The sequence below is a fragment of the Niastella caeni genome (assembly GCF_004834005.1).
In the GTDB taxonomy this organism is placed as follows: domain Bacteria; phylum Bacteroidota; class Bacteroidia; order Chitinophagales; family Chitinophagaceae; genus Niastella; species Niastella caeni.
Genome location: NZ_STFF01000012.1, coordinates 1 through 22,733 on the forward strand (window position 1 = coordinate 1; position 22,733 = coordinate 22,733).

The following is a 22,733-nucleotide window of genomic DNA, read 5'->3' on the forward strand; positions in this document are numbered from 1 at the left end:
ACAACAATGCGGGAGAGTAGGTAGCTGCCATATTTATTGAAAAAGCCTTTCAACTTGTGTTGAGAGGCTTTTTTGTTTTTAGGAATACAGGGGAAGCTGCAAGCCATAAGCTATAAGCCGTAAGCCGAATAAGCTGCAAGCCGTAAGCCGTAAGCTGCAAGCCGTATAAGCCGTAAGCCGCAAGCCACAAGCCCGGTTCTTCGCCATCTGCTTTCTGTATTGCTTGCAGCTTGAAGCTTGAAGCTTGAAGCTTGAAGCGTGTAGCTTGTAGTTTTAATTTTGCCAATCCAGCTTAATTAAACTCCCACCATCCGCACGCCTTTTTACCTACTTTTGCCCTATGCGATACCTATGTGTGCTGTTGGTTACCTGTACCGCTTTCTTACATCAACCAGTTTGGCGTAAAATACAGATCAATGGAAAGGCCCAGGGCACTACCTATCATATTACCTGGTATGCCACTGACAGCACCTTCGGCCAGCAACAGATCGACAGCATCCTGCAAAAGATCGACACGTCCCTTTCCATCTACAACCCTCAATCCCTCATTACCCAATTCAATAATAACAGCAACGGTGTTGTTATGGATAACCATTTCAGCACCGTATTCAATAAGTCAATGGAGACCTACCGGCAAACCGGCGGCATCTTCGACATCACCGTTCAACCCCTGGTGCAGGCCTGGGGATTCGGTCCGCAAAAAGTGAACGGCCTGCCCGACTCGGGCACGATCAGCTCTTTAAAGGCTTGTGTTAACTCCAACAATCTTTACAGGCAGGGGAATTCTTTATTTAAAAAGAAACCATGTACCAGGATCGATGTGAATGGCATTGCCCAGGGATACAGCGTTGACATATTAGCGGCCTTCCTGGAAGCGCAAGGCATCGTAAATTACTTAGTGGAACTGGGCGGAGAAATTCGCGTGAAAGGCCATAAACAACCCGGTGGCGAAAAAATGAAAATAGGCATAGAAGCGCCGGGCGAAGATAATTTTCAGTTGTCCATGATCAGTAAGATCATTGTTATCGACAGCGGCGCCATTACCACCTCGGGCAGCTACCGGAAGTTCTATGAAAGCGAGGGCAAAAAGATCTCGCACATAATTGACCCGCGCAGCGGGTATCCGGCACGAAACGAATTGATCAGCGTAACCGTATATGCAAAAGATGCTATTACAGCCGATGCCTACGACAACGCGCTTATGGTAATGGGACTGCAAAAAGCATTACAATTTGTAGAACGGCGAAAAGATCTGGCCGCTCATTTTATTTACCGTAAAGCGAACGGCGCCGTAGCAGATACGGCATCGGGCAGGTTTTATAAATTGCTGCAAAACGCAGAACGCCGAACGCTTAAGGCCGAACGCTGAGCCTGTTTACCCGGCCGGCTCTTTATTTGCAATTTTCGGAAGTGAGCGGAATGCAGGCGTTTTAAAATAGGGGTTTTTGCGTTAAGCGTTTAGCGTTGAACTTTCAGCGTAAATATTTATTCCGGTGATGCAGCCGATAAAAGGATTTTTTCAACTTATAAAGGAGTGGGGGTGTTTCCATTTTATCGTCTTAACAAAAAAACTTTTGCGATTGCTTTATGAGCAGACGTCACTTTATTAAACAGTCTGGTTTATTGGCAGGCGGGCTATTGTTTTCCAATCAATGGCTGCATGCTTTCGCCGGTTCAGCGGAAAAAATAAACATCGGTATCATCGGTTGCGGCGACCGGGGAACGGGTATTATGAAAATGCTCAATGATCTTACCGACCGGTTCACCGTTTCTGCTATTTGCGATGTACTTGAATTTCGTATCGAGAATGCAAAGAAGATCAGTCCTTCCATAGATCCCAAAGTATATAAAGATTATCGCAGGCTGCTTGACGATAAATCAATTCAGGCAGTGGTGATCGCAACCACGCTCAGTGAGCATTATCGCATTGCTAAAGATGCATTGCTGGCTGGCAAACATATTTACCTGGAAAAAGCGATGACCTATAGCATCGATCAGGCTATAGACCTGGTGAAAGTCTCTAAATCGCATTCCAACCAGGTGGTGCAGATCGGTCATCAATACCGTTCAACCCCTTTATATTTTAAAGTAAAGGAAATGATCGGGAAAGGTTACCTGGGTAAAGTAACTCAGATCGATTGCCGTTGGGACCGTAACTGGAACTGGCGTCGTGCGGTACCGGCCGGTTATACCGACAAACAGGTGAACTGGCGCATGTATAAAGAATTCTCCGGCGGTTTGCCCGCTGAATTGTTATCGCACCAGATGGATTTTATTAACTGGGCTTTTAATACCCATCCTGATGAAGTGCTGGGGACCGGCGGCATAGATAATTACAAAGATGGCAGAGAAACTTACGACAACGTACAGGTGATGTTGCGGTATTCAAAAGAGAACATGATCGGCAACTTCGGCGCTACCTGCGCCAATGCGCATGACGGTTATATTTTCAAGATAAAAGGCACGAAAGGCGCCGTACACCTGCTGATGCACGATGGTGTATATTTTCCTGAAGCTGCTACTAAGAAAGAACTGGAGACCGTAGATGGCGTTACCGGCGCTACTAAAATAGAATGGAACAGGGAAGGTGGTGTTAGTATTATGAATGAAAAGCTGAAAGACGGCACATGGTATGCTTTACTGGAGTTTCATGATTGCATTAACAACAAAAAAGTACCGGCTTCCAATATTGTTACCGGCGCTACCACGGCCATTTGTGTGCACCTGGCCAACAATGCCATTTTTAATCACACGATCGAAAAATGGAAACCTGCCTACAACTTATTGTAATCTTATTTAACTGACATATGAAAAAACTCACTTGCGTACTTTTGGCTTTTATGGCAACGGCTGTTGCTACCGCTCAGTCGGGCAACGGCTGGACGAACCTGTTCGATGGAAAATCATTGGATGGCTGGAAAAAGATCACCGGCACTGCGGATTATAAAATTGAAGACGGCGCCATTGTTGGTATTACCGTACCAAATTCCCCTAATACTTTCCTGGTTACCGAGAAAGAATACGGCGATTTTGTTATGGAGCTGGAAGTGAAGATCGAAGACACTACATCCAACTCGGGCATTCAGTTCAGAAGTCATTATAACCCTGAGATGAGCAATGGCAGAGGCGGCAAAGGCCGGGTGTATGGTTACCAGTTTGAACTGGACCCTTCGGCTCGTCGTTGGACGGGTGGTATATATGATGAAGCCCGCCGCGAATGGTTATATCCTTTATCACTGAACCCTGCGGGACAGGATGCTTTCAAAACCGGTCAATACAATAAAGTACGGATTGAATGCATCGGCAACAATATAAAGACCTGGGTGAATGACAAAGCAGCCGCTTATGTAATTGATACCTTCGATAAGAGCGGTTTTATTGCTTTACAGGTGCATGCCATCAATAAGCCGGAACTGGCAGGAGAAAAGATCTACTGGCGAAATATCCGGATCAAAACGACTAACCTCACGCCTGCACCTTTCGCAAAAGGCGTTTTTGTTGCTAACAATATTCCCAACAATCTTTCTGCCTACGAAAAGAACGATGGCTGGAAGTTGTTGTTTGACGGAAAAACCACCAACGGCTGGGTAGGCGCTTATAAAAAAGGTTTTCCTGAAAAGGGTTGGGAAATAAAAGACGGTACGCTTTCCGTACTCCCTTCTACTGGCGCAGAATCAACCAACGGTGGTGATATTGTAACCAAAGAACAATACAGCGCGTTTGACCTGTCGTTCGATTTTAAAATTACGCCCGGCGCCAACAGCGGCGTGAAATACTTTGTAACCTTAACGGAAAACAATGCCGGTTCTGCCATTGGCCTGGAATACCAGGTGCTGGACGATACCCTGCATCCTGATGCCAAGTTGGGGCGCGATGGCAACCGCACGCTGGCTTCTTTATACGACCTGATAAAAGCCGAAAAAACAAAGCGGTTCATTCATCAGCCCGGACAATGGAATACAGGTAGGGTAGTGGTATATCCCAATAATCATGTGGTGCATTACCTGAATGGCGCCAAAGTGCTGGAATACGATCGCGGTTCTGCGGCGTTCCGGGAACTGGTAGCCCTCAGCAAATACAAAGTATGGAAAGATTTTGGCGAGGCGTCTAAAGGGCATATCCTGATACAGGACCATGGGAATGCAGTAAGTTTCAGAAGTATAAAAATAAAAGTGTTGAAATAGCTATAAAAGGCTGTAGAAGCTTTTGAGGATACCCTTCCCGGTTTATTGGGAGGGGTATTTTATTGGGGGCTATTGAAAGGAGTACTAAAAAAGAAAGGTCGCCTTTTTACAGGCGACCCTACACTAATCAAATACCATTAACCATTAAACCTTATCCTACTGCAAAGTTGCAAATTAATATGCAAACAAAAAATAGGTAGCCCTAAGAATTTACAGGAATAAATAATTTCTACTAGAAAATGTTAGCAATTATGGGGATAATACGAGAGGGGAGCGTGCAACCAGGGAGAAAGCAATGCCGACCCGAGCTTTACAAACACGCTAAAAGAATGCTAAAACGCTCAGATTGCGCCTGAAATAAGAGGAGCTTAATGCGATGAAAACCGGATGGGGATTGATAAGCGTCTGTTTTACAATGGTATTCTTAAAACACTGTCTTTTGTAATATTTACAGTTAATCTTTTTGACCCGCTGCTATAATTAATTAGCAAAGTATATGTGCCTGGAACACGCAGTTCGGGCAAAGAAAAACTGCCCTGTTCATCAGTTTGTGCGGCAATATCGGGATGTTCATAACTTCCTTCAGCCACCATTACCGTAGCGCCTTCAATAGGGGCGCCTGTAGATGATTTATATAAAAATCCTCTTACGCTTGTTGTAGTACCTGCAGCCATATCAAAATTGTTGTTTTTAATCAACCAGTAACCGATTAAAAAACAGGAAAGGATGACGGTGATCGCCAGCCATCCCTTCCTGCTTTGTGTATTTACATACCCTGATTTTTCCATGCCAGGAGATTATTAAATACTGGCGTAACAATTCTTGTTGCTGAATTTCCGGTAATTAAACCGTTGGTATGAATCCCGACAACTGAGCGGGTATTGCCAACTTTTACCCAAACCGGAGAACCGCTTTGTCCACCCATGGTATCTATTTCATAATAGATAACCCGTGGCGCAACAGATTTCGCTTTGCGAACCATGAACCACTGCTGGTTGCCGCCTTTGTCGCCTGGGTAGCCACTCAGGTTCAGATAGGCATTCAGCAAATAGTTATTGTCTTTTACAGAAAATCCGAATACACCGGTTCTATCGCCGGGCCGTGAAGCGCGGGGTAAAATGATACAGCCGTAATCGTACTCTCTTTTTTTGCTGCTTACCCATCCTGTAACACTTCTGAATGAAGTGCCCACATAGGAACCAAAAGGACGTTGAGTTTCATCTAATCCCGGAATAACTTCAATGCTCCTTGCCCAACCGCCCTGTGCATGCATGTATACACAATGGCCGGCAGTGATCACTGTACGCGGTGCTATTAAAAATCCGGTACCAATAAAACGTTGGCCGTTCTGGGCGGTGATCTTTAACGAGCAAATGGCCCGCCAGGGGAACCCGGTAGTGGGGGTGATCCGAACCCTTTCATCAGTTCCGATAATTACTTCTGAAAGGCTTTTTTCATATAATTCGGGATAACTGGCAAAGAAAGCATCCCGGGTAAATGCGCCTTCTCTTTCGTCCTCTGTAGTTTCTGTACCGGTTTCTTCCAGGGAAGAAGAATATTCAAATTCAGATTCTGTATTCAGGCTGTTATACACCTCCTTATCAACTTCGCCAGGTTTGGTGATCTGTAGGCCTTCTACCTGTTCTATTTCTGTTTCTGTGACTGATTCTGCTCCCATGTATGATTGACCTGGTAAGTTTTCAATCATGCTTGGGTTAGGCGCTGAGGCTACCAATGGTTCTTTGTCGTTCCCATTTTTTGGAGACCGCAGTGTCTCAGAGAAAGTCTTTGGCTTCATAAATTAGTTTTTTTGGTTATTGTAATGAAGTGCTGAAGTAGCGGGAATAGCAATCCACCGTGTTAAATAAACGCCATTGCAAACAACCTTGTAAACAGTTGTAAGCAATACAACTCCGTAAAATGATCATTTAAAACCATTCATTACAGTGAAACCATATAACCATGATGGGGAACGGGAGATGATTTAGTTGAGAGGCAGCGCGTTTTAACAGTTTCCATTAACCGAAATATGTAATAGCGCGAGGTTATGTACAGAGCCGGAGTATATTTCGGATAATGATGGGAGGTGCTTACCTCTATAATTCCTCATAGGCCTTCTTATGAGGTAAAATCAAGACTTTGGACGGTTATGGTTTTCATATACCTATATGCCAGGCAATAATACTACTACCCTCCACTTCTCCTTTTAAAGGTATAGAGTTAATTTTATATTCTTTTACTTTTCATATAAAATAATTATGAACAACAAGCGCTTGTATAGTAATGTGTACTGTTGGCGTTATCTTAATTGGTCGTGATTGTTATGGCAATGCCCATTGTTTGAACATGAATAAGTTAGCCGAAGCCGGCACACTTAATATGCTTACTTACTGCTTTTTGTTACGGTCATTGTATTTTCTTATGTAAGTGAGCTTGTCTCTATCCTGGTTATATGCTGGTTCCTGGTTATACTCTGCTAACAATTCAGGGTCATCAGCTATCAGTTTTTTTACAGCAGATGCTTTTAAGGTGGTTATGTTGCCTTCTTTATCCAGTATAAAGGAACGTTCAGCTTCTTTGGTTTTATACCTGACGGGAGCAAAGCCGGGCGCACTTACAGACCATTGGGTTTTTGACTCCTGGAAATATTTGAACACACAGATGCTGCCTATGGCCATAAATCTGGCATAATGACCTTGATACTTTATGTAAACATCATTACTATCAGCAAATCCCCAGATTTGTCCTTTATATTTTTCTGTATTGCCGGTTGAATCTGTTTGGTACATCAGTGAATATTTATCTTCGGCAGTTTGCTCCAGGAAAATATTAACAGGATGAATTGATGGCGTATTCGTTTTAAATTCTTCAAAACTTTTGAATACGGCATTTCTTTTAATAGTGTCGCTTTGGGCAAATGATTGGTAGCAGATAAAACTGAACAACAGGAAAACGGAAAGCTTCATGACAGGGTAAAGGTTTTTTTAATACTGTAAATATAGCTGAATATAGGAATAGCAAAAAGCACCGCCACGGGGGCAGTGCTTTTCTTTTATCTAAAAAAACAAAACGAAGATCAGTTGGAATGAGGCGCCTGTTCACTGTTCTTATCAACCGTTATCACGGGGATCTTTGAACCGTATGATAACAGTTTACGGGTGATACGATTCCACCAACCAGGCATATGAAATTCTTTGAGCGGGTTGGCCATGATGAGGTCGGCATTGATGCGCTTTGAAAAGTCGAGTGTACTTTTAGCCAGGTTCTTTCCTTCCAGTAAAAAGCATTGCACCGGTATCGTGCTCAGGCTTTGTATTACTTCCAGTGTTTTATTCAACACTATTTCTGCTGCATTATCATCTTTACGCAAACTAACCAGGTATACGGTACTTTGAAAAGTGCGGGCCAGCATGGTCGCAAACTTTATACGGCGCACCGGTACTTCATTGGTTAACGGCAACACGATCTTTTTAAAATGGCTCACCAATCCACTTGAACGGATAGCCAGGGCGGGCACATTGGTTTTACGCGCCAGTTGGCTAATGGAAACTGAAGATAATATGCGGTGAATAAGGTTGAATTTCGACAAGCCTACCACCACCAGGTCCATATCGTATTGCTCAATGTATTTGATCAATTGCTGGCTGGTCCGGCCTTGCAATAAGCTGATCTCTATTTTACCTTCACCACACAAATGATGCTGATAGGTTTCTTTAAGTATCTCCAGTTTTTTGCGGGCATTGTTCAGGTCGGCCGTGATGTCGTAGGGCAGCAGCATGCTGGCATCGACAGGGATCAACGGCAGCAGGTTCTTCGACACTACGTGTACCAGGTGAATATTGCACTGGAAGGTGTTCGCCAGTTCAATAGCCTTGGAGATGGCCCATTTGCTACGGCCGGAAAAATCAACCGGCACCAGAATGTTATATAATTTTCCTGGCATAGACGTTCGTTTTAGGTTTTACTGATTAGAAATGTGGTTTTTTATCCGGGTCTTTCACCCATTCTCCTGAACTAGGCCAGCGCCAGGAGCGATTGAAAACTATTTTCACGAATGTTTTTAAAGGCAATCGTTTCCAGCAATTCATCTTTTGTGCAAAAAGCAACGCCTATACCCGCATGGCCTACCATACAACGATCGTCGCGGCTGTCGCCCACTACTATACAACTCTTTAAGGGCACATTGTATTTTTCACAAGCATATTGCAATGCGTTGGTTTTACAATACGAATGGCCGCATACGCTTTCAGGCGAACCGAAGAAATAGGACGGCAGGTTTATTTCTCCCGTTACTTTTCCTTCAAAGAACTCCAACTGGTTAGCATAGGAAAAATCGGCTCCTATTTTTTGCCGAACCAGGTTGGTTATTAAAGTATAGCTATTACTGATGATGCCAATGATATAACCCCGGTTCTTCAATTCTTTTACTACCTCTTTAATGTCGCTTACCATTTCAATCTGGCTGGCAACATGCAACAGTTCGTCCATCGTACGGCCTTTCAAAAAAGTGCCTATCCTTTTGGTAAGAATGATGGCGTCTTTTTCGCGGGCGCGCAGGTCTTCGAGCTTTGCTGTAAAGCCAAAAGCGGCAGCGCATGCATCGATGAACCTGCCTTGCAAAATGGTGTCATCCATATCGAAGATGGCCATCTTATGAAAGCCGGAGAGCTTTTCACGCAGGGTCTTGTTCATTTCCCGGTTAATGGTTTCCAGCGAATGGATCTCTTCTTCACTAATATCAGTATGCTGCAACTGGGCTTTGCTGATGATGGCCCTGGAAACTTCCTTGCTCATTTTACCCAGCGCCTGCCAGGGTTTGCTTTTATTTTCTATATACCCGATATTGACCTCGGTTACCCTCGCTTTCATCAGGTACATGTCTATCAGGATGCCGATATCAACACCGTAGTCGTTAAAGAAATCGATCTTTGTAAAGTAAGACTTTTTCCCGGCGATCATGCCGCTGAGCGGTTGTGAGAAATGGGAAAGCCCGGGATAAAAGATGTTCAGCAAGGGTTTTGCCACCAGTTCTGTAACGCGACCTGCATTCCGTGCAAAGCTGCCTTTTACAAAGTCAGCCTCGTCTGCAATCAGGGGCGCGGCCAGGTTGGTAATGGTCGCTTCAGGATAAGGATCAATATCACCATCCAGGAAAATGATCAGTTCATTGGTTGATATGGCAATACCATCTTTCATGGAAATGCCTTTCCCCCGCACCTGGCTGATAATAACCCGGGCGCCTGCCTCCTCAGCTTTTTTAACCGTATTGTCTTCTGATTTATCATCCACCACAATGATCTCGTTTACCTGCGGAAACTGCTGGCAAAAGCGGATCACATTCCCAATTGTTTTCTCTTCGTTTAGTACAGGTATAATTACAGTTAGCATATTTTTTTCTCCGGTTTTATTCTACAATGGTGTAAGTGGTTCAAGAGGAAAAACAGTATCTGAACAATGCCTGCCCAAGGCGCATATAATGCCGCTTTAGAAAGGCAAAAGATGTGCCTTTCCCAATTACCGGCATTAAAATTCCTATATGTGGGGAAATATCCACAAGTGTAGCCCCAGATATGTATTTTCCTTTCGTTGAAGTTCAGCTCCTAATATTGACTGGGCGTTAATATGCTATTAAAAGAAAATTAAATAAAAAGCGCATGCCAGAGAGGTTAGTTAGTTCTTAGTTCCTGGTTCGGTTACTGGTTGTCAGGAAGGCGTGGGGGATTGGTTACGTGGATGCCTAAAGCCTTGTCCCAGATAACAGGTAACTAAAGGTGATGTTGTGGAAAGAAGTAGCGAGCTTTCAGAGCCAGAAACAAAAAATCCTTCCGGGAACTCCGGAAGGATTTATATAAAGGCGTTTTGATTGATTTATTAATAATCCCGGTTGTAACCACCGCCGCCACCGCCGCGATTGTAGCCACCTTTTTTGTAGCCACCGCCGCCGCCGCCGCCACCGAAGCTTCTCTTTTTGAATCCACCGCCACCACCACCTTGTGGTTTTGGTTGAGCTTCGTTAACGATAATCTTTCTGCCCAGTACTTCAGACTCGTATAAGCTGGTCAGCGCGTTTTGAGCTTCGCCGTCCTCAGGCATTTCTACGAATCCAAAACCTTTGCTACGTCCGCTGGTTTTGTCTTTAACAATTTTAGCAGATGTAACTGATCCATACTGTTCAAAAAGGGTTCTTAAATCCTCATCGGTCATTTGCCAGGAGAGGTTCCCTACATAGATGTTCATTGTAACGAAAATTTTAGTGTTCTGAAAAAAAGGATAATGGCAATAGTTGCTACAATGAACTGAGGAAACCGAAAAACAGGTAAGACACTGCAGAACATGAGAACTAAGACATTAATCTAAACATGAAGATAGGAGAAATAATTTGATTTAAACAATAAAAAAATTCTACTACACAATAAGGGTGCGGGTTTGCGGAAAATACTGACTTGATCTAAGACAAGTACCTGGAAAATAGTAAGGGTTTCCCAATGATTATCAGGGATCGTCCTATTTAGACGGGCATTGGCAAATATGTAAAATTTCATCATTTGCCGGTAAAGAAAAAGCCTTCCCTGCCAGAAGGCAGAAAAGGCTCTTTTTATTGAAGTGGGAATGTTGTTATTCGGCCACTACTTCAAATTCCAGTTCGGTAGAATGACCGTTGCCGAAATCGATGGTAGCTTTATAAGCGCCCAGTTCTTTTACTTCGTCGGGCAGAGAGATCTTTTTGCGATCGATCTCGTATCCTTTTTGTTCGCGGATGGCGCGGCTTAATTGCAATGAAGTTACGCTACCGAAGATCTTACCGCTTGTACCGGATTTAGCTCCGATCTTCAGGGCGCCTTCTTTCAGTTTGGCAATTACTTCATTGATAGCAGAAAGCATTTTCTTTTCTTTCTTTTCTATCTGTTTTCTTTTTTCCTCTAATTGTTTGAGGTTAGAAGGACTGGCTTCTACTGCAAACTTGCGGGGAATAAGAAAGTTACGGGCATAGCCATTGCGTACTTTAACTACCTCGTTGGCTCCACCCAGGTTATCTACGTCTTGTATCAGTATTATTTCCATGGTGTGTCCTCCTATTTTAAAAGGTCAGTTACGTACGGTAATAAAGCCATTTGACGGGCTTTTTTACATGCCTGTGCTACTTTACGCTGGTACTTCAAAGAGTTACCGGTAATGCGGCGGGGCAATAATTTACCTTGCTCGTTCAGGAATTTTTTCAGGAACTCAGCATCTTTATAGTCAACGTACTTAATGCCATATTTCTTGAAGCGGCAGAATTTTTTCCGGGGCTTCTCGGTTTTAATGGCGGTCAGGTACTTTATTTCATTTGCTTTTGCCATAGTTCTATCCCTCTACTTTTTCAGTTCCTGTAGGTACACCACTTCTCTTTTTGTTATTGTACTCGACGGCGTATTTATCGAGCACAGTGAACATGTGACGCAGAACGTTGTCGTCACGCAGCAATTGAATCTTCAATTGCTCATTGAGGCTGGATGGCGCTTTGTATTCCATTACCCAGTACAGACCAGTGGTCTTTTTCTGGATCGGATACGCCAGTGATTTTAGTCCCCAGGGATTTTCGTGCACAATCTCACCGCCGATACTTTTGATATAGTCGGTGTATTTTTTCTGAGACGCTTTGAAATCGTCGTCAGACAGCACAGGGGTAAAAATCACCATCAATTCGTAATTGTTCATTGATCCCTGTTTGTTTGTTAATAAATAAATTTAAAATCGGGCTGCAAAAGTAGCACAAATAAGGGAAACAGGCAAATGAAGTCGAATTTCTGAAGTCGGAAGTTCTGATGTCTGAAGCCTGATGCCGGAAGATGTAAGAAAATGGCAAATGCGCACATGAATATGTATTTGATAATCAAATTGATATGAGGGTTGTGGAGCTGGGTAAGGGGGCGAAGCCTGTTTTATGGCTGTGCTGCCCTAATTCTAAATTAAGAACAAGTTGTGCATTAATAATGGTTACTTAATGTGTGAAAAGATCGCAAAAGGGTTAGATTTGTTTACTTCGCAACCCAAAAGTCAATATTCCTACCGAAATAACCTGCAACTCTAACCCGGGCTTAGCTGTAGAAAAACAAGGATCATTAATCATCAAATTTTATTATCTAACCAAACAGTGTATGAGTAAAAATTTACTCCGGCTGCTCCTGCTTTTACCAGTCACAACTCTTTTTTTAAACGGATTCGGACAAAGCTTTACCGGAACTTATCCTTTTACGAATGTAGCCTCAGGTAGCGGTGGACGCATCGACCCTACTCCTGTACCAACCGCCACTGGTGTGGTCTTTGGCAGCTTTTCTGCTGTTGCACCCACTGGTAATCCTAATTCATTAGGCGCTAACCCCAATGCCGCCCAACGATTTAGTTTTCAAGGCTGGCCTACAGGCGCCACCAATGGCAGCGATGTTTTTACAGGATCTATTAACACGGACCAGTATTACGAGGTAACGATCACCCCGGCCAGTGGTTATGCCATCGATCTCACCAGCATTACCTTCACCCTGCAACGCTCGGCCACGGGTATACGGCAGTATTCGGTTCGATCGGGTAATGATAGTTATGCAGCCAACCTTCCGGCTTCTGTTAGTCCCGCCAATGCGAACCTGCAGGTAGTAACCGATAACGTTTTTCAGGTAACAGATCCTACTACCTCTGCCCAAACCGGCAGTACCATTACCCTGACGGGTTTTACAGGCCTCACCTCGGCTGCTACATTCCGCTTTTACGGCTGGAATGCTGAAGGATCAGGTGGAACATTCAGCATCGATAATGTAGTGTTTACCGGTTCGGCAACGGCTGTATCGGTTCCTTCTGTAAACATCAGCACCACAGCTATCGCTTTTCCCAATACAAACATTAGTGCCACTTCTTCTTCAAGCTATACATTGAACGGGACCAATCTTACGGGTGATGTGCTGATCAGCACCGCCGCTCCGTATTCCGTTTCGCTGGATAATACTACCTTTTCTACCGGCGCTACCATACCGCTTGCCGATGCCACAGCCGGTGCAACGGTGTATGTGCGTTTTTCGCCCACAGCAGCCGGTACTTTTAACGGTAGCATTCTGCATACAACCAGCGGAGGCGCCAATAAGACCATTACGCTTTCGGGCGAAGGCATCGATCCATCCAACCTTACTTTTAATTTCAACAGCTGTACGGTTTCTTCTATACCGGGATCAGGATTTCTGTCGATCAACACCACCGGTTCGCAAATGTGGGGCTGCAGCTCGTTTGGAAGGAACAGCACCAACGGCGTTTCAGTAAACGGATTTTCGTCGGGAAGTGCGCAAACAAATGAGGCCTGGCTCATTTCACCCAGCCTGAACCTGGGTTCAATAGTTAACATGCCAATATTGAGTTTTTACAGCAGGGGTGAATTTTCAGGACCCAAACTGCAATTGTATGTTTCTACCGATTATGCCGGCAGTGGCAGCCCTGCTTCCGCTACCTGGACTGAAATTACCACTGCAAATTTTCCTACGCCTCCGGGAACAGCTACCACCGTATGGACCCTGTCGGATAATATTGATCTGAGTGCCTATAAAAGCGCTCCCAATGTTTACATCGCTTTTAAATATACTTCTTCAGCGGCACTCAATGCTGCCCGCTGGTCTGTTGATGATATAACCATCACCGATCAGTCGACCCTGTTATCGGTTAGTCCTGCCACGCTTGGTTTTGGCGAAATAGCTACTGGGACCAACTCAACCAGCCAGTCAATTTCGGTAAAGTCTGTAGGCAATTCTGATATTACGCTCACAGTTCCTTCCGGTTATCAGATATCCGCAAACAATACTACTTTTAGCAGCAGCCCGCTGGTAATTGACCAGGCAACGGCCGCAGCAGGCACAACCGTATACATCCGGTTCTCACCCACCGTTAAGAAATTGAACAATACCGGGGATTTAAATATCACTTCTACCACCGGTTTAAATCAAAACAGGGTGGCCTTATCAGGATCATCCTATATCAGGGCAGAGACCTTTGATGTTGCCTGTTATAACATGGCGTTCTTTGGTAGCAATCCAACCAACAATGCCACACCGGCAAAGATCACTGGGCAGATCAACAACATTGCAACGGTTATACAGCATTTGAATGTAGATGTAATAGGGTTTGAAGAAGTGTCGAGCGATTCGGCGTTGAATGAATTGTTGTTGCTGTTGCCCGGTTATTCGGCAGTAACATCAAACAGGTGGTCGTATTCCTTTGAGGCTCCGAACCCGAATTTTCCGCCACAAAAGATCGGGTTTATTTACAATACGGCTACGATGACCTTGTCGGCCACAGAACCGCCGCGCGTGTTATTTGAAGCTATGTATGATAGTGTGCTGGCAGGTCAATCATTGCGGGTAGGCGACAACTTCTGGGCTTCGGGCCGGTTACCTTATATGGCAACCTTTGATGCAAATATAAACGGGCAATTGAAGAAAGTGCGGCTGGTAGTGGTTCATGGGAAAGCTGGTTCAGCCCAGAGTGATTTTAACCGGCGGGTATTTGATGCGCAGGTATTGAAAGACACACTCGATGCCGTTTATAAAAATGATAACGTGATCATATTAGGCGATTATAACGACCGGCTCTATGGTTCTATTTATTCAGGCAGCACCGTTTCGTCGTACAATGGGTTTGTAACTGATAATGCCAGTTATGCACCATTGACCCGCTCGCTCGACAGCGCCGGCAAAGTGAGTTTTATAGGCGGGTCAGGACTTATTGATCATATTATTACTACCCAGTCATTGCGCACCAACTACATCGACAGTTCTATAGCCATTGAAGATGCGAGGTTGTATATCCCGGGCTACGATGATAGTACGGCTTCGGACCACCTGCCGGTGTATGCGCGGTTTAGCTTTGCCGTTAGTGGCCCATTGCCCGTCACTTTACTGGAGTTCACTGCCCGGCCAAAAGAAAGTGTAGTGCTGGTGAACTGGACAACTGCCATGGAGCAGAACAATAAGTATTTTAATATAGAGCGTTCAGCAGATGGCAGAAATTTCACGGCTATTGGCCGGGTTGCCGGTGCAGGTAATAGCAACAGCGGGCTGCATTACCAGTTCACAGATGTGAATCCATTGCCAGGCATCAGTTATTACCGGTTGCAGCAGGTTGACCTGGATGGTAAATCTTCCCTGTCATCAATAGCTACTGTGCGCATGGCCAATGAAGGTAAAGCCACATTGACGATGTTGCCTAATCCCGTTACCAGTTATGTGAACATTAACATCAATACAACCGGCAAAACATATACAATGCGGGTAAGCGGTGTTGATGGTCGCATCTTTATCAATGGAACGGGTTCGGTGAGCCAATTGAATCAGCAATTGAATAGCCGCCTGAGCAGCCTGGCGCCAGGACTGTATGTGTTGAATGCGGATAATGCGGGAGAACACTATACCATAAAGTTTGTGAAACAATAAACGGCTTAATGAAAGCCTGAAAGGTGTGCCGTGTCCGGATGCGGCACACTTTGTTTTAGGTATTATTCATGTACCTTCAACATCTGCCAAAGGGTTTAATGTCTGGTCAATTTAGCCTGACAATTTTGCCGATTTCGCCGCCAGGCAGGCCAATGGCACTCTCTTTGGTACGCAAAGCAACGCGTAATGCGTAACGCAGAACGCCTAACGCTTTGTTCTCATATCGGAGTGCCTGACATTATGCGGAAGGCACGAATTTCGGGGATCAGCGTTCAGCTTAAAGCCTTTAGCGTACAAAAACATTAAACTGCCAAAAACGACACATATGCAAAAAGGGACGATACAGGTACAAACCGAGAACATTTTTCCAATCATTAAAAAATTCCTGTATAGCGATCACGATATTTTCCTGCGCGAGCTGATCAGCAACGCAGTGGATGCTTCCCAGAAATTAAAAACCCTTTCTTCCATCGGAGAGGCCAAAGGCGAGTTTGGCGATCTGATCATTGAGGTAAAGCTCGACGAAGAAAAAAAGACCATCACTATTTCTGACCGCGGTATTGGAATGACAGCGGCTGAAGTAGAGAAGTATTTGAACCAGGTGGCATTTAGCGGCGCAGAGGAGTTTGTAAAGAAGTATAAAGGACAGAATGAGAACGCCATCATTGGTAAGTTTGGTCTGGGCTTTTATTCGGCCTTTATGGTGAGCGATAAAGTGGAAGTGTTCACCAAAAGTTTTAAGGAAGAACCTGCTGTTCGCTGGGAGTGCGATGGCAGTCCGGAATACATGCTGGAAGAAACAGAAAAAGCCGACCGCGGTACCGACATCGTGTTGCACATTAATGAAGAAAGCGCCGAGTTCCTGGATGCAGAGCGCATTCGTGGTATTCTGAACCGGTTCTGCCGTTTCCTGCCGGTGCCTATTTACTTCCGTCATAAAGAAGAAAAGAATGAGGAAGAAAAAGAGGAAGTGGCTCCCATCAACAATACCCAGCCCGCCTGGAAAAAGAAGCCGGCTGATTTAACCGCTGAAGACTATCAGAATTTTTATAGAGAGCTATATCCGTATAACGAACCGCCGTTGTTCTGGATACACCTGAATGTAGATTATCCTTTCAACCTCACCGGTATTTTGTATTTCCCCAAAATAAAGCAGAGCTACGAAATACAAAAAGATAAAATACAACTGTACAGCAACCAGGTGTTTGTTACTGATGAAGTAAAGGATATTGTACCGGAGTTCCTGATGTTGCTGCATGGGGTGATAGACAGTCCGGATATTCCGTTGAACGTAAGCCGCAGTTACCTGCAGGGCGACCCCAATGTGAAAAAGATCAATAACCACATTACGAAGAAGGTAGCCGATAAACTCGAAGAGCTGTTCAATAAAGAAAGAAAAGAATTTGAAGGCAAGTGGGATAGCCTGGGCTTGTTTGTGAAGTATGGTATGATGACAGATGACAAGTTCATGGAAAGAGGTAACAAGTTCCATTTGTTCGAGACTGCCACCAATGGTGGAGATGGTTCAGAGAAGAAGTTTTACACGCTCGAAGAATATCGCATGGCCACCGAAACCCTGCAAAAGAACAAAGAGGGCAAGCTGGTTATTTTGTATACTACCGACCTTGTGCAACAGGATGCTTACATAAAAGGAGCTGAAGCCAAAGGCTATGTGGTTGTTAAACTCGATACCATCATCGATCCTTCGTTCATTAACCAAATGGAAATGAAATGGAACGAGGTTCATTTTAACCGGGTGGATGCCGATATTGCCGATAACCTTATTGACAAGCAGGAGAACCAGGAAAGTGTTTTAAGCAAGGATGAAGAAACCGCGTTAAAGGGGTTGTTTGATATTAAAATGCCGGGTCTGACTATGACGGTTGATGTGAAAGGGTTGAGCACTGAAGCGCCCCCCGTGGTAGCAACCCGCCCTGAGTTTACCCGCCGCATGAAAGACATGGCTTCCCTGAGCGGACCAATGGGTAGTTTTTATGCCAACATGCCCGATGAAGTAACACTGACGGTCAATGGCAATCACCCCATTTACCAGCAGGTACTGAAGAATGATGATAAAGATACGCAGGCGAAGCTGGTGCATAACCTGGCCGACCTGGCCTTGTTGTCGCAAGGCTTGCTGAAGGGCAGCAACCTCACCAACTTTATCAACCGCAGTGTTGATCTGCTCGGGGTGGGAAGTCAGAAGTCGGAAGTAGGAAGTATGAAGTAAGAAAGAATACAACATAAAAAAAGCCATCAGGTTAAAAACTGATGGCTTTTTATTTTACCTAAAAACCCAATGTCCTTTCGTAGTACATCCTTTCTTTTATTTCCCTTCGCCTGTCTTTTAATTTTCGCATTTGCTAATTTTCGCATTTGCACATTATTTCCATCCTCCACCCAATGCCCGGTACAGTTCTACCATGGCGCTGAGCTGATCGCGTTCAACAGTGGCCAGGTTTAACTCTGCCTGCAGCAGGTTGCCTTGTGCCGTGATCACTTCCAGGTAATCGGCCATGCCGCTTTTGAATAACAGTTCTGCGTTGCCAATGGCGCCGCGCAGCGTAGTCACCTGGTCGTTACTTATCTGGTGTTGTCCTTTCAGTTTATCTAAACTTACCAGGGCATTGGCTACTTCGCCAATGGCACTGATGGCCGACTGGCGGAAGGTAATGGCAGCCTGTTCGCGTTGTATTTTAGCTACTTCGAATTGTGTTTTTAAAGCCCGGCGTTGAAAGATAGGTTGTGTTAAACCCGCAGCGCCGGTAGCAAACAATGAAGCCGGGATGTTGAACCATTTACTGAACTGATAAGCGTTTATTCCGCCATTAGCGGTAATGCTTATAGTTGGGTACATGCTGGCTTCGGCTATGCCCACCCGCGCGTTGGCGGCGACAAGCGCCATTTCATTGGTGCGTACATCGGGCCGGCGGCTTACCATAGCAGCCGGTATGCCGGTTGGTAAATTGTCCCACACTTTAAAGTTGTTTAACTGTGTAGTGCGGGCAATGGTGCCTGGCGCATCGCCACTTAAAATACGAATGGTATTTTCCTGGATGGCGATCTGCTGTTCCAATTGAGGGACCAGTAAAGCGGCTGTTTGCTGTTGAGCGGTTGCCTGTTGCACGGCCAGCTCGGTCACCTGTCCGGCATCTTTTTGCAATTTGATGATGCGAACAATGGAGTCGCCCAGGTTTACATTGCGGCGGGCGATAGCAAGTTGTGCATCCAGCATCAGCAAATTAAAATAGCTGCTGGCAATGTTGGCTACTACAGCCGTTTGCACCGCTCTGCTTGCTTCATACGATTGCAGGTAAATGGCAGAGGCAGCTTCCCGCTGCCGGCGCAGTTTACCCCAGATATCTATTTCCCAGGTTAATCCTGCACCCAGGGTATAGTCTTCTATATGACTTTTCCCCAGGAAGCTCTTCAGGCTTATACCATTTAAACTGTTCTCTGAAGGGAAGGATGAAGAAACGTTTATCTGTGCCTGTATGGTAGGCGCCCAGTTCACCTTTGCCTGGTTGGCATAGGCGCGTGCTTCATCAACCCGCTTTACGGCCAGTTGTACATCAAAGCTGTTTTGCAGGGCATGAGCGATCAGGCCCTGAAGGGTAGGATCAGAAAAAAACTTTCTCCATTCCATATCTGCCACGCTGCTGTCAGAGGGTGCTGTTGTATTGGCAAACTGAGCAGGTAAAGAAAGATCAGATCGCTGGTAATCTTTACCCATTCGGCAGGCTGCCAACAGCGCCACCAATGCCAGGGTGGAATAAATAGTGATATTACTTTTTCGCATTATCTCCTTATTTAGGTTATTTAAGTGTGCCATTCGCCTCCCGATAACCGTCTGGTGACGGATGGCACACTTCTGATCTTTGATTTATGAATGTTTTACAGTTGCTGCTTCAGCATCAGGCAAATTTGTCTGGTCGAAGACCGGTCTGCGCTGTACTTTTTCCTGCAGGTACTGGAAGATCACAAACAGCACTGGTATCAGGAACACACCAAGTATTACCCCGGTAAGCATACCGCCTATAGCGCTTACACCAATAGAATGGTTACCGAGGGCAGAAGCGCCATGCGTCCAAACCAGTGGTAACAGACCAACAATGAAGGCAAAGGAGGTCATGAGGATGGGACGGAGCCGGAGCCTTGATGCTTCCAGCGCTGCGTCAATCAATCCCATACCGCTTTTTCTGCGCTGTACGGCATATTCCACGATCAGGATCGCATTTTTGGCCAACAGACCTACCAGCATGATCAAACCGATCTGTACGTAAATGTTGTTATCGATGCCGGCAAACCCAATAAACGCAAACACCCCTAATATGCCGGTAGGAACGGTTAAGATAACTGCCAGCGGCAGAATGTAACTTTCATATTGTGCAGCCAACAGGAAGTAAACGAACAATACGCTCAGCAAAAAGATAAACGCCTGCTGGTTTCCTGTTTTAATTTCCTCACGGGTTACACCGGTCCACTCGTATGAGTAACCTCTTGGCAATACCTTTTGGGCTGTTTCTTCAATTGCCTTGATGGCATCACCCGTACTGAAACCCGGCTTGGGCGAACCGTTGATGGTAACGGCATTGAACAGGTTATTGCGGGTAACAGTTTCCGGACCGTATACGCGTTTAAGCGATACCAGTGTTTTGGCCGGAACCATTTCGCCCTGATTATTTTTTACATAAATACCTTCCAGCGAATTCACATCTGCACGGAACGCCGCATCGGCTTGCGCCATTACGCGGTAGTATTTCCCGAACCGGTTGAAGTCGGTAACGAAGCTGCTTCCGTAATAGATCTGCATGGTTTGCATCAGTTCATTGATAGATACGCCTAATTGTTTGGATTTTGCATAATCCACTTCAATGGTGTATTGCGGGTTTCCTGCTGCAAACGTGGTAAAGGCGAATCCGATCTCGGGCCGCTGCATCAGTGCGCCGATGAACTGCCAGGCGGTACCGCCCAGTTTGTCGAGCGGGCCATTGGTACGGTCCTGCAGCATGAACTCAAAACCACTCACGTTACCAAAACCCTGTACGGTAGGGAAGTTGAAGAAGAAAGCCTGGGCGCCTTTTACCTGGCTTACTTTTCCTACGAGGCCGGCGGCAATCTCTTCGGGATTTTTAACCGGTCCTCTTTCATCATAATTTTTCAACCGCATAAAACCGGCGGCATATGGTGAGGCGTTCGCATTGCTGATAAAGTTCAAACCGTCGATCACATACAGGTGACTATATGCGGGGTCTTGTTTGATGATGCTGTCTATTTGCAATGTTGCCTGGTGTGTACGCTCAAGCGAGCTTCCGGGCGGTGTATTAACTGCAAACAGTACGAAGCCCTGATCTTCTGTAGGAATGAAACCGGTAGGCGCTTTTTTCACCAGGAAAAATGCACCGGCAGCAATGAGCAGCAGTCCGGTTATTGCAACCCATCTGCGACGCACCAGGAACTTCAGGCTGCGTATATACCTGTTGGTCATTCCATTGAAACCTGCGTTGAAGCCGGCATAGAAGCGGCTCATAAAGCCTCTTTTAGGGCCATGGGCGTTGCCTTCACCAGCGTGTGGGTTCTTCAGGAACAGGGCGCACAAGGCAGGGCTCAGCGTTAACGCGTTAACGGCAGAGATAAGGATAGCGATAGCCAGCGTAAAGGCAAACTGCCTGTAGAACACCCCGGCAGGGCCTTGCATAAAGCCTACAGGGATGAACACCGCGGCCATTACCAGCGTAATGGAGATGATAGCGCCGGAGATCTCGTTCATCGACTGAACAGTAGCTGTTCTGGCGGGCAGATTCGTTCGTTCCATTTTTGAGTGTACCGCTTCCACCACCACAATGGCGTCATCCACCACCACCCCAATTGCCAGTACTAAGGCAAACAGCGTAAGCAGGTTAATGGTAAAGCCAAATAACTGCATGAAGAAGAAGGTACCTATGATAGCTACAGGAACCGCAATAGCCGGAATGAGGGTAGAGCGGAAATCCTGTAAGAAAATGAATACAACTATGAACACCAGAATGAAGGCAATCACCAGGGTTTCCGTTACCTGATCGATAGAGGCATCGAGAAACTCTTTGGAGTTGTACATTACGGTTGTTTTGAGCCCTTTGGGTAACGTACGCTCAAAATCTTTCAGCAACCGCTCTACTTCGGTAAGGATGTCGTTGGCGTTTGAACCGGCCGTTTGGAATACGGCAAAGCCCGATACAGGCGTGCCGTCCATTCTGGCGTTGGTTGAATAGGTGTAAGAACCGAATTCAACCCGGGCCACATCTTTTAAACGAAGCATAGAACCATCGGCATTGGCCTTAATGATCATATTCTCGTACTCTTCGCCCTGGTTCATTTTACCCTTGTACTTCAATACATATTCAAACACCTCGGAACTGCTTTGACCTAAACGGCCGGGGGCGGCTTCCATGTTCTGATCTCTTACAGCGTTCAGTACATCCTGGGGGGAGAGATTATTGGCGATGAGACGATCAGGCTTCAGCCAGATACGCATGGAGTAATCCTTGGTACCAAAAACCAGTGCCTGTCCAACACCCGGTACACGTTGCACGCCGGGTATCAGGTTGATCTTGATATAGTTTTCCAGGAACAGCTCATCGTATTTGTCTTTGTCATCGCTCGAAAGCGCCACGAACATGATGATACTGTTCTGTACTTTTTGTGTAGAGATACCTGCCTGCACCACTTCTGTAGGCACCTGGCTGATTGCTTTGGATACCCGGTTCTGCACGTTTACAGATGCAATATCAGGATTAGTGCCTTGTTTGAAATACACAGTAAGCGTCATGCTTCCATCGTTACTGGAGTTGGAGGTCATATAGGTCATGTTCTCCACACCATTGATGGCTTCTTCGAGCGGGGTGGCAACCGAACGCGCTACCACCTCGGCATTGGCGCCGGGATAGAAAGCGGTTACCTGAACGCTGGGCGGCGCAATGTCGGGGAACAGCGTCACAGGCAGCGTATACAACGACAGCCCGCCTAACAAAAGCAGAATGATAGATACTACCGTTGATAGGACCGGTCTTTCAATAAATCTTTTTAACATGAGTGAATGATTTGAATTTGAAATCTGAAGTCAGAC

General features: G+C 45.5%; 17 protein-coding genes. 5 read left to right on the forward strand and 12 right to left on the reverse strand.

What is annotated here, in order from left to right; translation table 11 throughout:
- Positions 1-49: 49 nt before the first annotated feature.
- Positions 50-286, reverse strand: coding sequence for a hypothetical protein (locus tag FAM09_RS27560; protein WP_136580395.1), 237 nt, complete (start codon positions 284-286; stop codon positions 50-52).
- Between the two features lie 54 nt (positions 287-340).
- On the opposite strand from FAM09_RS27560, the gene FAM09_RS27565 reads away from it, so the two are divergent.
- The 3 genes from FAM09_RS27565 to FAM09_RS27575 all read left to right on the forward strand — a co-directional run bounded on the left by FAM09_RS27565 (position 341) and on the right by FAM09_RS27575 (position 4,184).
- Complete coding sequence (locus tag FAM09_RS27565; protein ID WP_136580396.1) at positions 341-1,369, forward strand: FAD:protein FMN transferase; 1,029 nt, start codon at positions 341-343, stop codon at positions 1,367-1,369.
- Positions 1,370-1,587: 218 nt separating this feature from the next.
- A complete protein-coding gene (locus tag FAM09_RS27570) occupies positions 1,588-2,790 on the forward strand; it encodes a Gfo/Idh/MocA family protein (protein ID WP_136580397.1) in 1,203 nt (400 codons plus the stop codon).
- Between the two features lie 17 nt (positions 2,791-2,807).
- Entirely contained in the window at positions 2,808-4,184 is a 1,377-nt protein-coding gene (locus FAM09_RS27575) for a 3-keto-disaccharide hydrolase (RefSeq protein WP_136580398.1), read from the forward strand.
- 410 nt (positions 4,185-4,594) lie between these two features.
- On the opposite strand, the gene FAM09_RS27580 is transcribed toward FAM09_RS27575, so the two are convergent.
- The 9 genes from FAM09_RS27580 to rpsF form a co-directional block, all read right to left on the reverse strand.
- Positions 4,595-4,972 carry a carboxypeptidase-like regulatory domain-containing protein gene (locus FAM09_RS27580; RefSeq protein ID WP_136580399.1) on the reverse strand — a complete coding sequence of 126 codons (378 nt, stop codon included), beginning with the start codon at positions 4,970-4,972 and terminating at the stop codon, positions 4,595-4,597.
- On the reverse strand, positions 4,951-5,982 hold the full coding sequence (locus tag FAM09_RS27585) for a trypsin-like serine peptidase (RefSeq protein WP_136580400.1): 1,032 nt from the start codon (positions 5,980-5,982) through the stop codon (positions 4,951-4,953). Before FAM09_RS27585 ends, FAM09_RS27580 begins: the two co-directional genes overlap by 22 nt.
- Positions 5,983-6,571: 589 nt before the next feature.
- Positions 6,572-7,150, reverse strand: coding sequence for a hypothetical protein (locus tag FAM09_RS27590; protein WP_136580401.1), 579 nt, complete (start codon positions 7,148-7,150; stop codon positions 6,572-6,574).
- A gap of 110 nt (positions 7,151-7,260) precedes the next feature.
- Positions 7,261-8,127 carry a universal stress protein gene (locus FAM09_RS27595; RefSeq protein ID WP_136580402.1) on the reverse strand — a complete coding sequence of 289 codons (867 nt, stop codon included), beginning with the start codon at positions 8,125-8,127 and terminating at the stop codon, positions 7,261-7,263.
- A 71-nt stretch (positions 8,128-8,198) separates the two neighbouring features.
- The gene (locus FAM09_RS27600; RefSeq protein WP_136580403.1) at positions 8,199-9,572 is read right to left on the reverse strand and encodes an HAD-IB family phosphatase; all 1,374 of its coding nucleotides are present in this window, start codon (positions 9,570-9,572) and stop codon (positions 8,199-8,201) included.
- A 483-nt stretch (positions 9,573-10,055) separates the two neighbouring features.
- Positions 10,056-10,421: an RNA recognition motif domain-containing protein gene (locus FAM09_RS31465; RefSeq protein ID WP_081198473.1), complete on the reverse strand. Its 366-nt coding sequence runs from the start codon at positions 10,419-10,421 to the stop codon at positions 10,056-10,058.
- A 378-nt stretch (positions 10,422-10,799) separates the two neighbouring features.
- Positions 10,800-11,246, reverse strand: coding sequence for a 50S ribosomal protein L9 (gene rplI / locus FAM09_RS27610; RefSeq protein ID WP_136580404.1), 447 nt, complete (start codon positions 11,244-11,246; stop codon positions 10,800-10,802).
- Positions 11,247-11,257: 11 nt separating this feature from the next.
- Positions 11,258-11,524 (reverse strand): 30S ribosomal protein S18, encoded by a 267-nt coding sequence (gene rpsR / locus FAM09_RS27615; protein ID WP_014221276.1) that lies wholly within the window; start codon positions 11,522-11,524, stop codon positions 11,258-11,260.
- A 4-nt stretch (positions 11,525-11,528) separates the two neighbouring features.
- Positions 11,529-11,882 (reverse strand): 30S ribosomal protein S6, encoded by a 354-nt coding sequence (gene rpsF, locus FAM09_RS27620; RefSeq protein WP_136580405.1) that lies wholly within the window; start codon positions 11,880-11,882, stop codon positions 11,529-11,531.
- A 440-nt stretch (positions 11,883-12,322) separates the two neighbouring features.
- On the opposite strand from rpsF, the gene FAM09_RS27625 reads away from it, so the two are divergent.
- Both FAM09_RS27625 and htpG read left to right on the forward strand, forming a co-directional pair.
- A complete protein-coding gene (locus FAM09_RS27625; RefSeq protein ID WP_136580406.1) occupies positions 12,323-15,628 on the forward strand; it encodes an endonuclease/exonuclease/phosphatase family protein in 3,306 nt (1,101 codons plus the stop codon).
- 325 nt (positions 15,629-15,953) lie between these two features.
- Positions 15,954-17,858, forward strand: coding sequence for a molecular chaperone HtpG (gene htpG, locus FAM09_RS27630; protein WP_136580407.1), 1,905 nt, complete (start codon positions 15,954-15,956; stop codon positions 17,856-17,858).
- 153 nt (positions 17,859-18,011) lie between these two features.
- Here htpG and FAM09_RS27635 read toward each other — a convergent pair whose 3' ends face one another.
- Together FAM09_RS27635 and FAM09_RS27640 are read right to left on the reverse strand one after the other, a co-directional pair.
- On the reverse strand, positions 18,012-19,427 hold the full coding sequence (locus FAM09_RS27635; protein WP_136580408.1) for an efflux transporter outer membrane subunit: 1,416 nt from the start codon (positions 19,425-19,427) through the stop codon (positions 18,012-18,014).
- Positions 19,428-19,511: 84 nt separating this feature from the next.
- Positions 19,512-22,697: an efflux RND transporter permease subunit gene (locus tag FAM09_RS27640; protein ID WP_136580409.1), complete on the reverse strand. Its 3,186-nt coding sequence runs from the start codon at positions 22,695-22,697 to the stop codon at positions 19,512-19,514.
- Between the last annotated feature and the right edge of the window lie 36 nt (positions 22,698-22,733).

Bases quoted from the DNA above. Each gene is read 5' to 3' on its own strand.
- FAM09_RS27565 (WP_136580396.1), top strand. From the start codon at position 341: ATGCGATACCTATGTGTGCTGTTGGTTACCTGTACCGCTTTCTTACAT.
- FAM09_RS27570 (WP_136580397.1), top strand. From the start codon at position 1,588: ATGAGCAGACGTCACTTTATTAAACAGTCTGGTTTATTGGCAGGCGGG.
- FAM09_RS27575 (WP_136580398.1), top strand. From the start codon at position 2,808: ATGAAAAAACTCACTTGCGTACTTTTGGCTTTTATGGCAACGGCTGTT.
- FAM09_RS27580 (WP_136580399.1), bottom strand. From the start codon at position 4,972: ATGGAAAAATCAGGGTATGTAAATACACAAAGCAGGAAGGGATGGCTG.
- FAM09_RS27585 (WP_136580400.1), bottom strand. From the start codon at position 5,982: ATGAAGCCAAAGACTTTCTCTGAGACACTGCGGTCTCCAAAAAATGGG.
- FAM09_RS27590 (WP_136580401.1), bottom strand. From the start codon at position 7,150: ATGAAGCTTTCCGTTTTCCTGTTGTTCAGTTTTATCTGCTACCAATCA.
- FAM09_RS27595 (WP_136580402.1), bottom strand. From the start codon at position 8,127: ATGCCAGGAAAATTATATAACATTCTGGTGCCGGTTGATTTTTCCGGC.
- FAM09_RS27600 (WP_136580403.1), bottom strand. From the start codon at position 9,572: ATGCTAACTGTAATTATACCTGTACTAAACGAAGAGAAAACAATTGGG.
- FAM09_RS31465 (WP_081198473.1), bottom strand. From the start codon at position 10,421: ATGAACATCTATGTAGGGAACCTCTCCTGGCAAATGACCGATGAGGAT.
- rplI (WP_136580404.1), bottom strand. From the start codon at position 11,246: ATGGAAATAATACTGATACAAGACGTAGATAACCTGGGTGGAGCCAAC.
- rpsR (WP_014221276.1), bottom strand. From the start codon at position 11,524: ATGGCAAAAGCAAATGAAATAAAGTACCTGACCGCCATTAAAACCGAG.
- rpsF (WP_136580405.1), bottom strand. From the start codon at position 11,882: ATGAACAATTACGAATTGATGGTGATTTTTACCCCTGTGCTGTCTGAC.
- FAM09_RS27625 (WP_136580406.1), top strand. From the start codon at position 12,323: ATGAGTAAAAATTTACTCCGGCTGCTCCTGCTTTTACCAGTCACAACT.
- htpG (WP_136580407.1), top strand. From the start codon at position 15,954: ATGCAAAAAGGGACGATACAGGTACAAACCGAGAACATTTTTCCAATC.
- FAM09_RS27635 (WP_136580408.1), bottom strand. From the start codon at position 19,427: ATGCGAAAAAGTAATATCACTATTTATTCCACCCTGGCATTGGTGGCG.
- FAM09_RS27640 (WP_136580409.1), bottom strand. From the start codon at position 22,697: ATGTTAAAAAGATTTATTGAAAGACCGGTCCTATCAACGGTAGTATCT.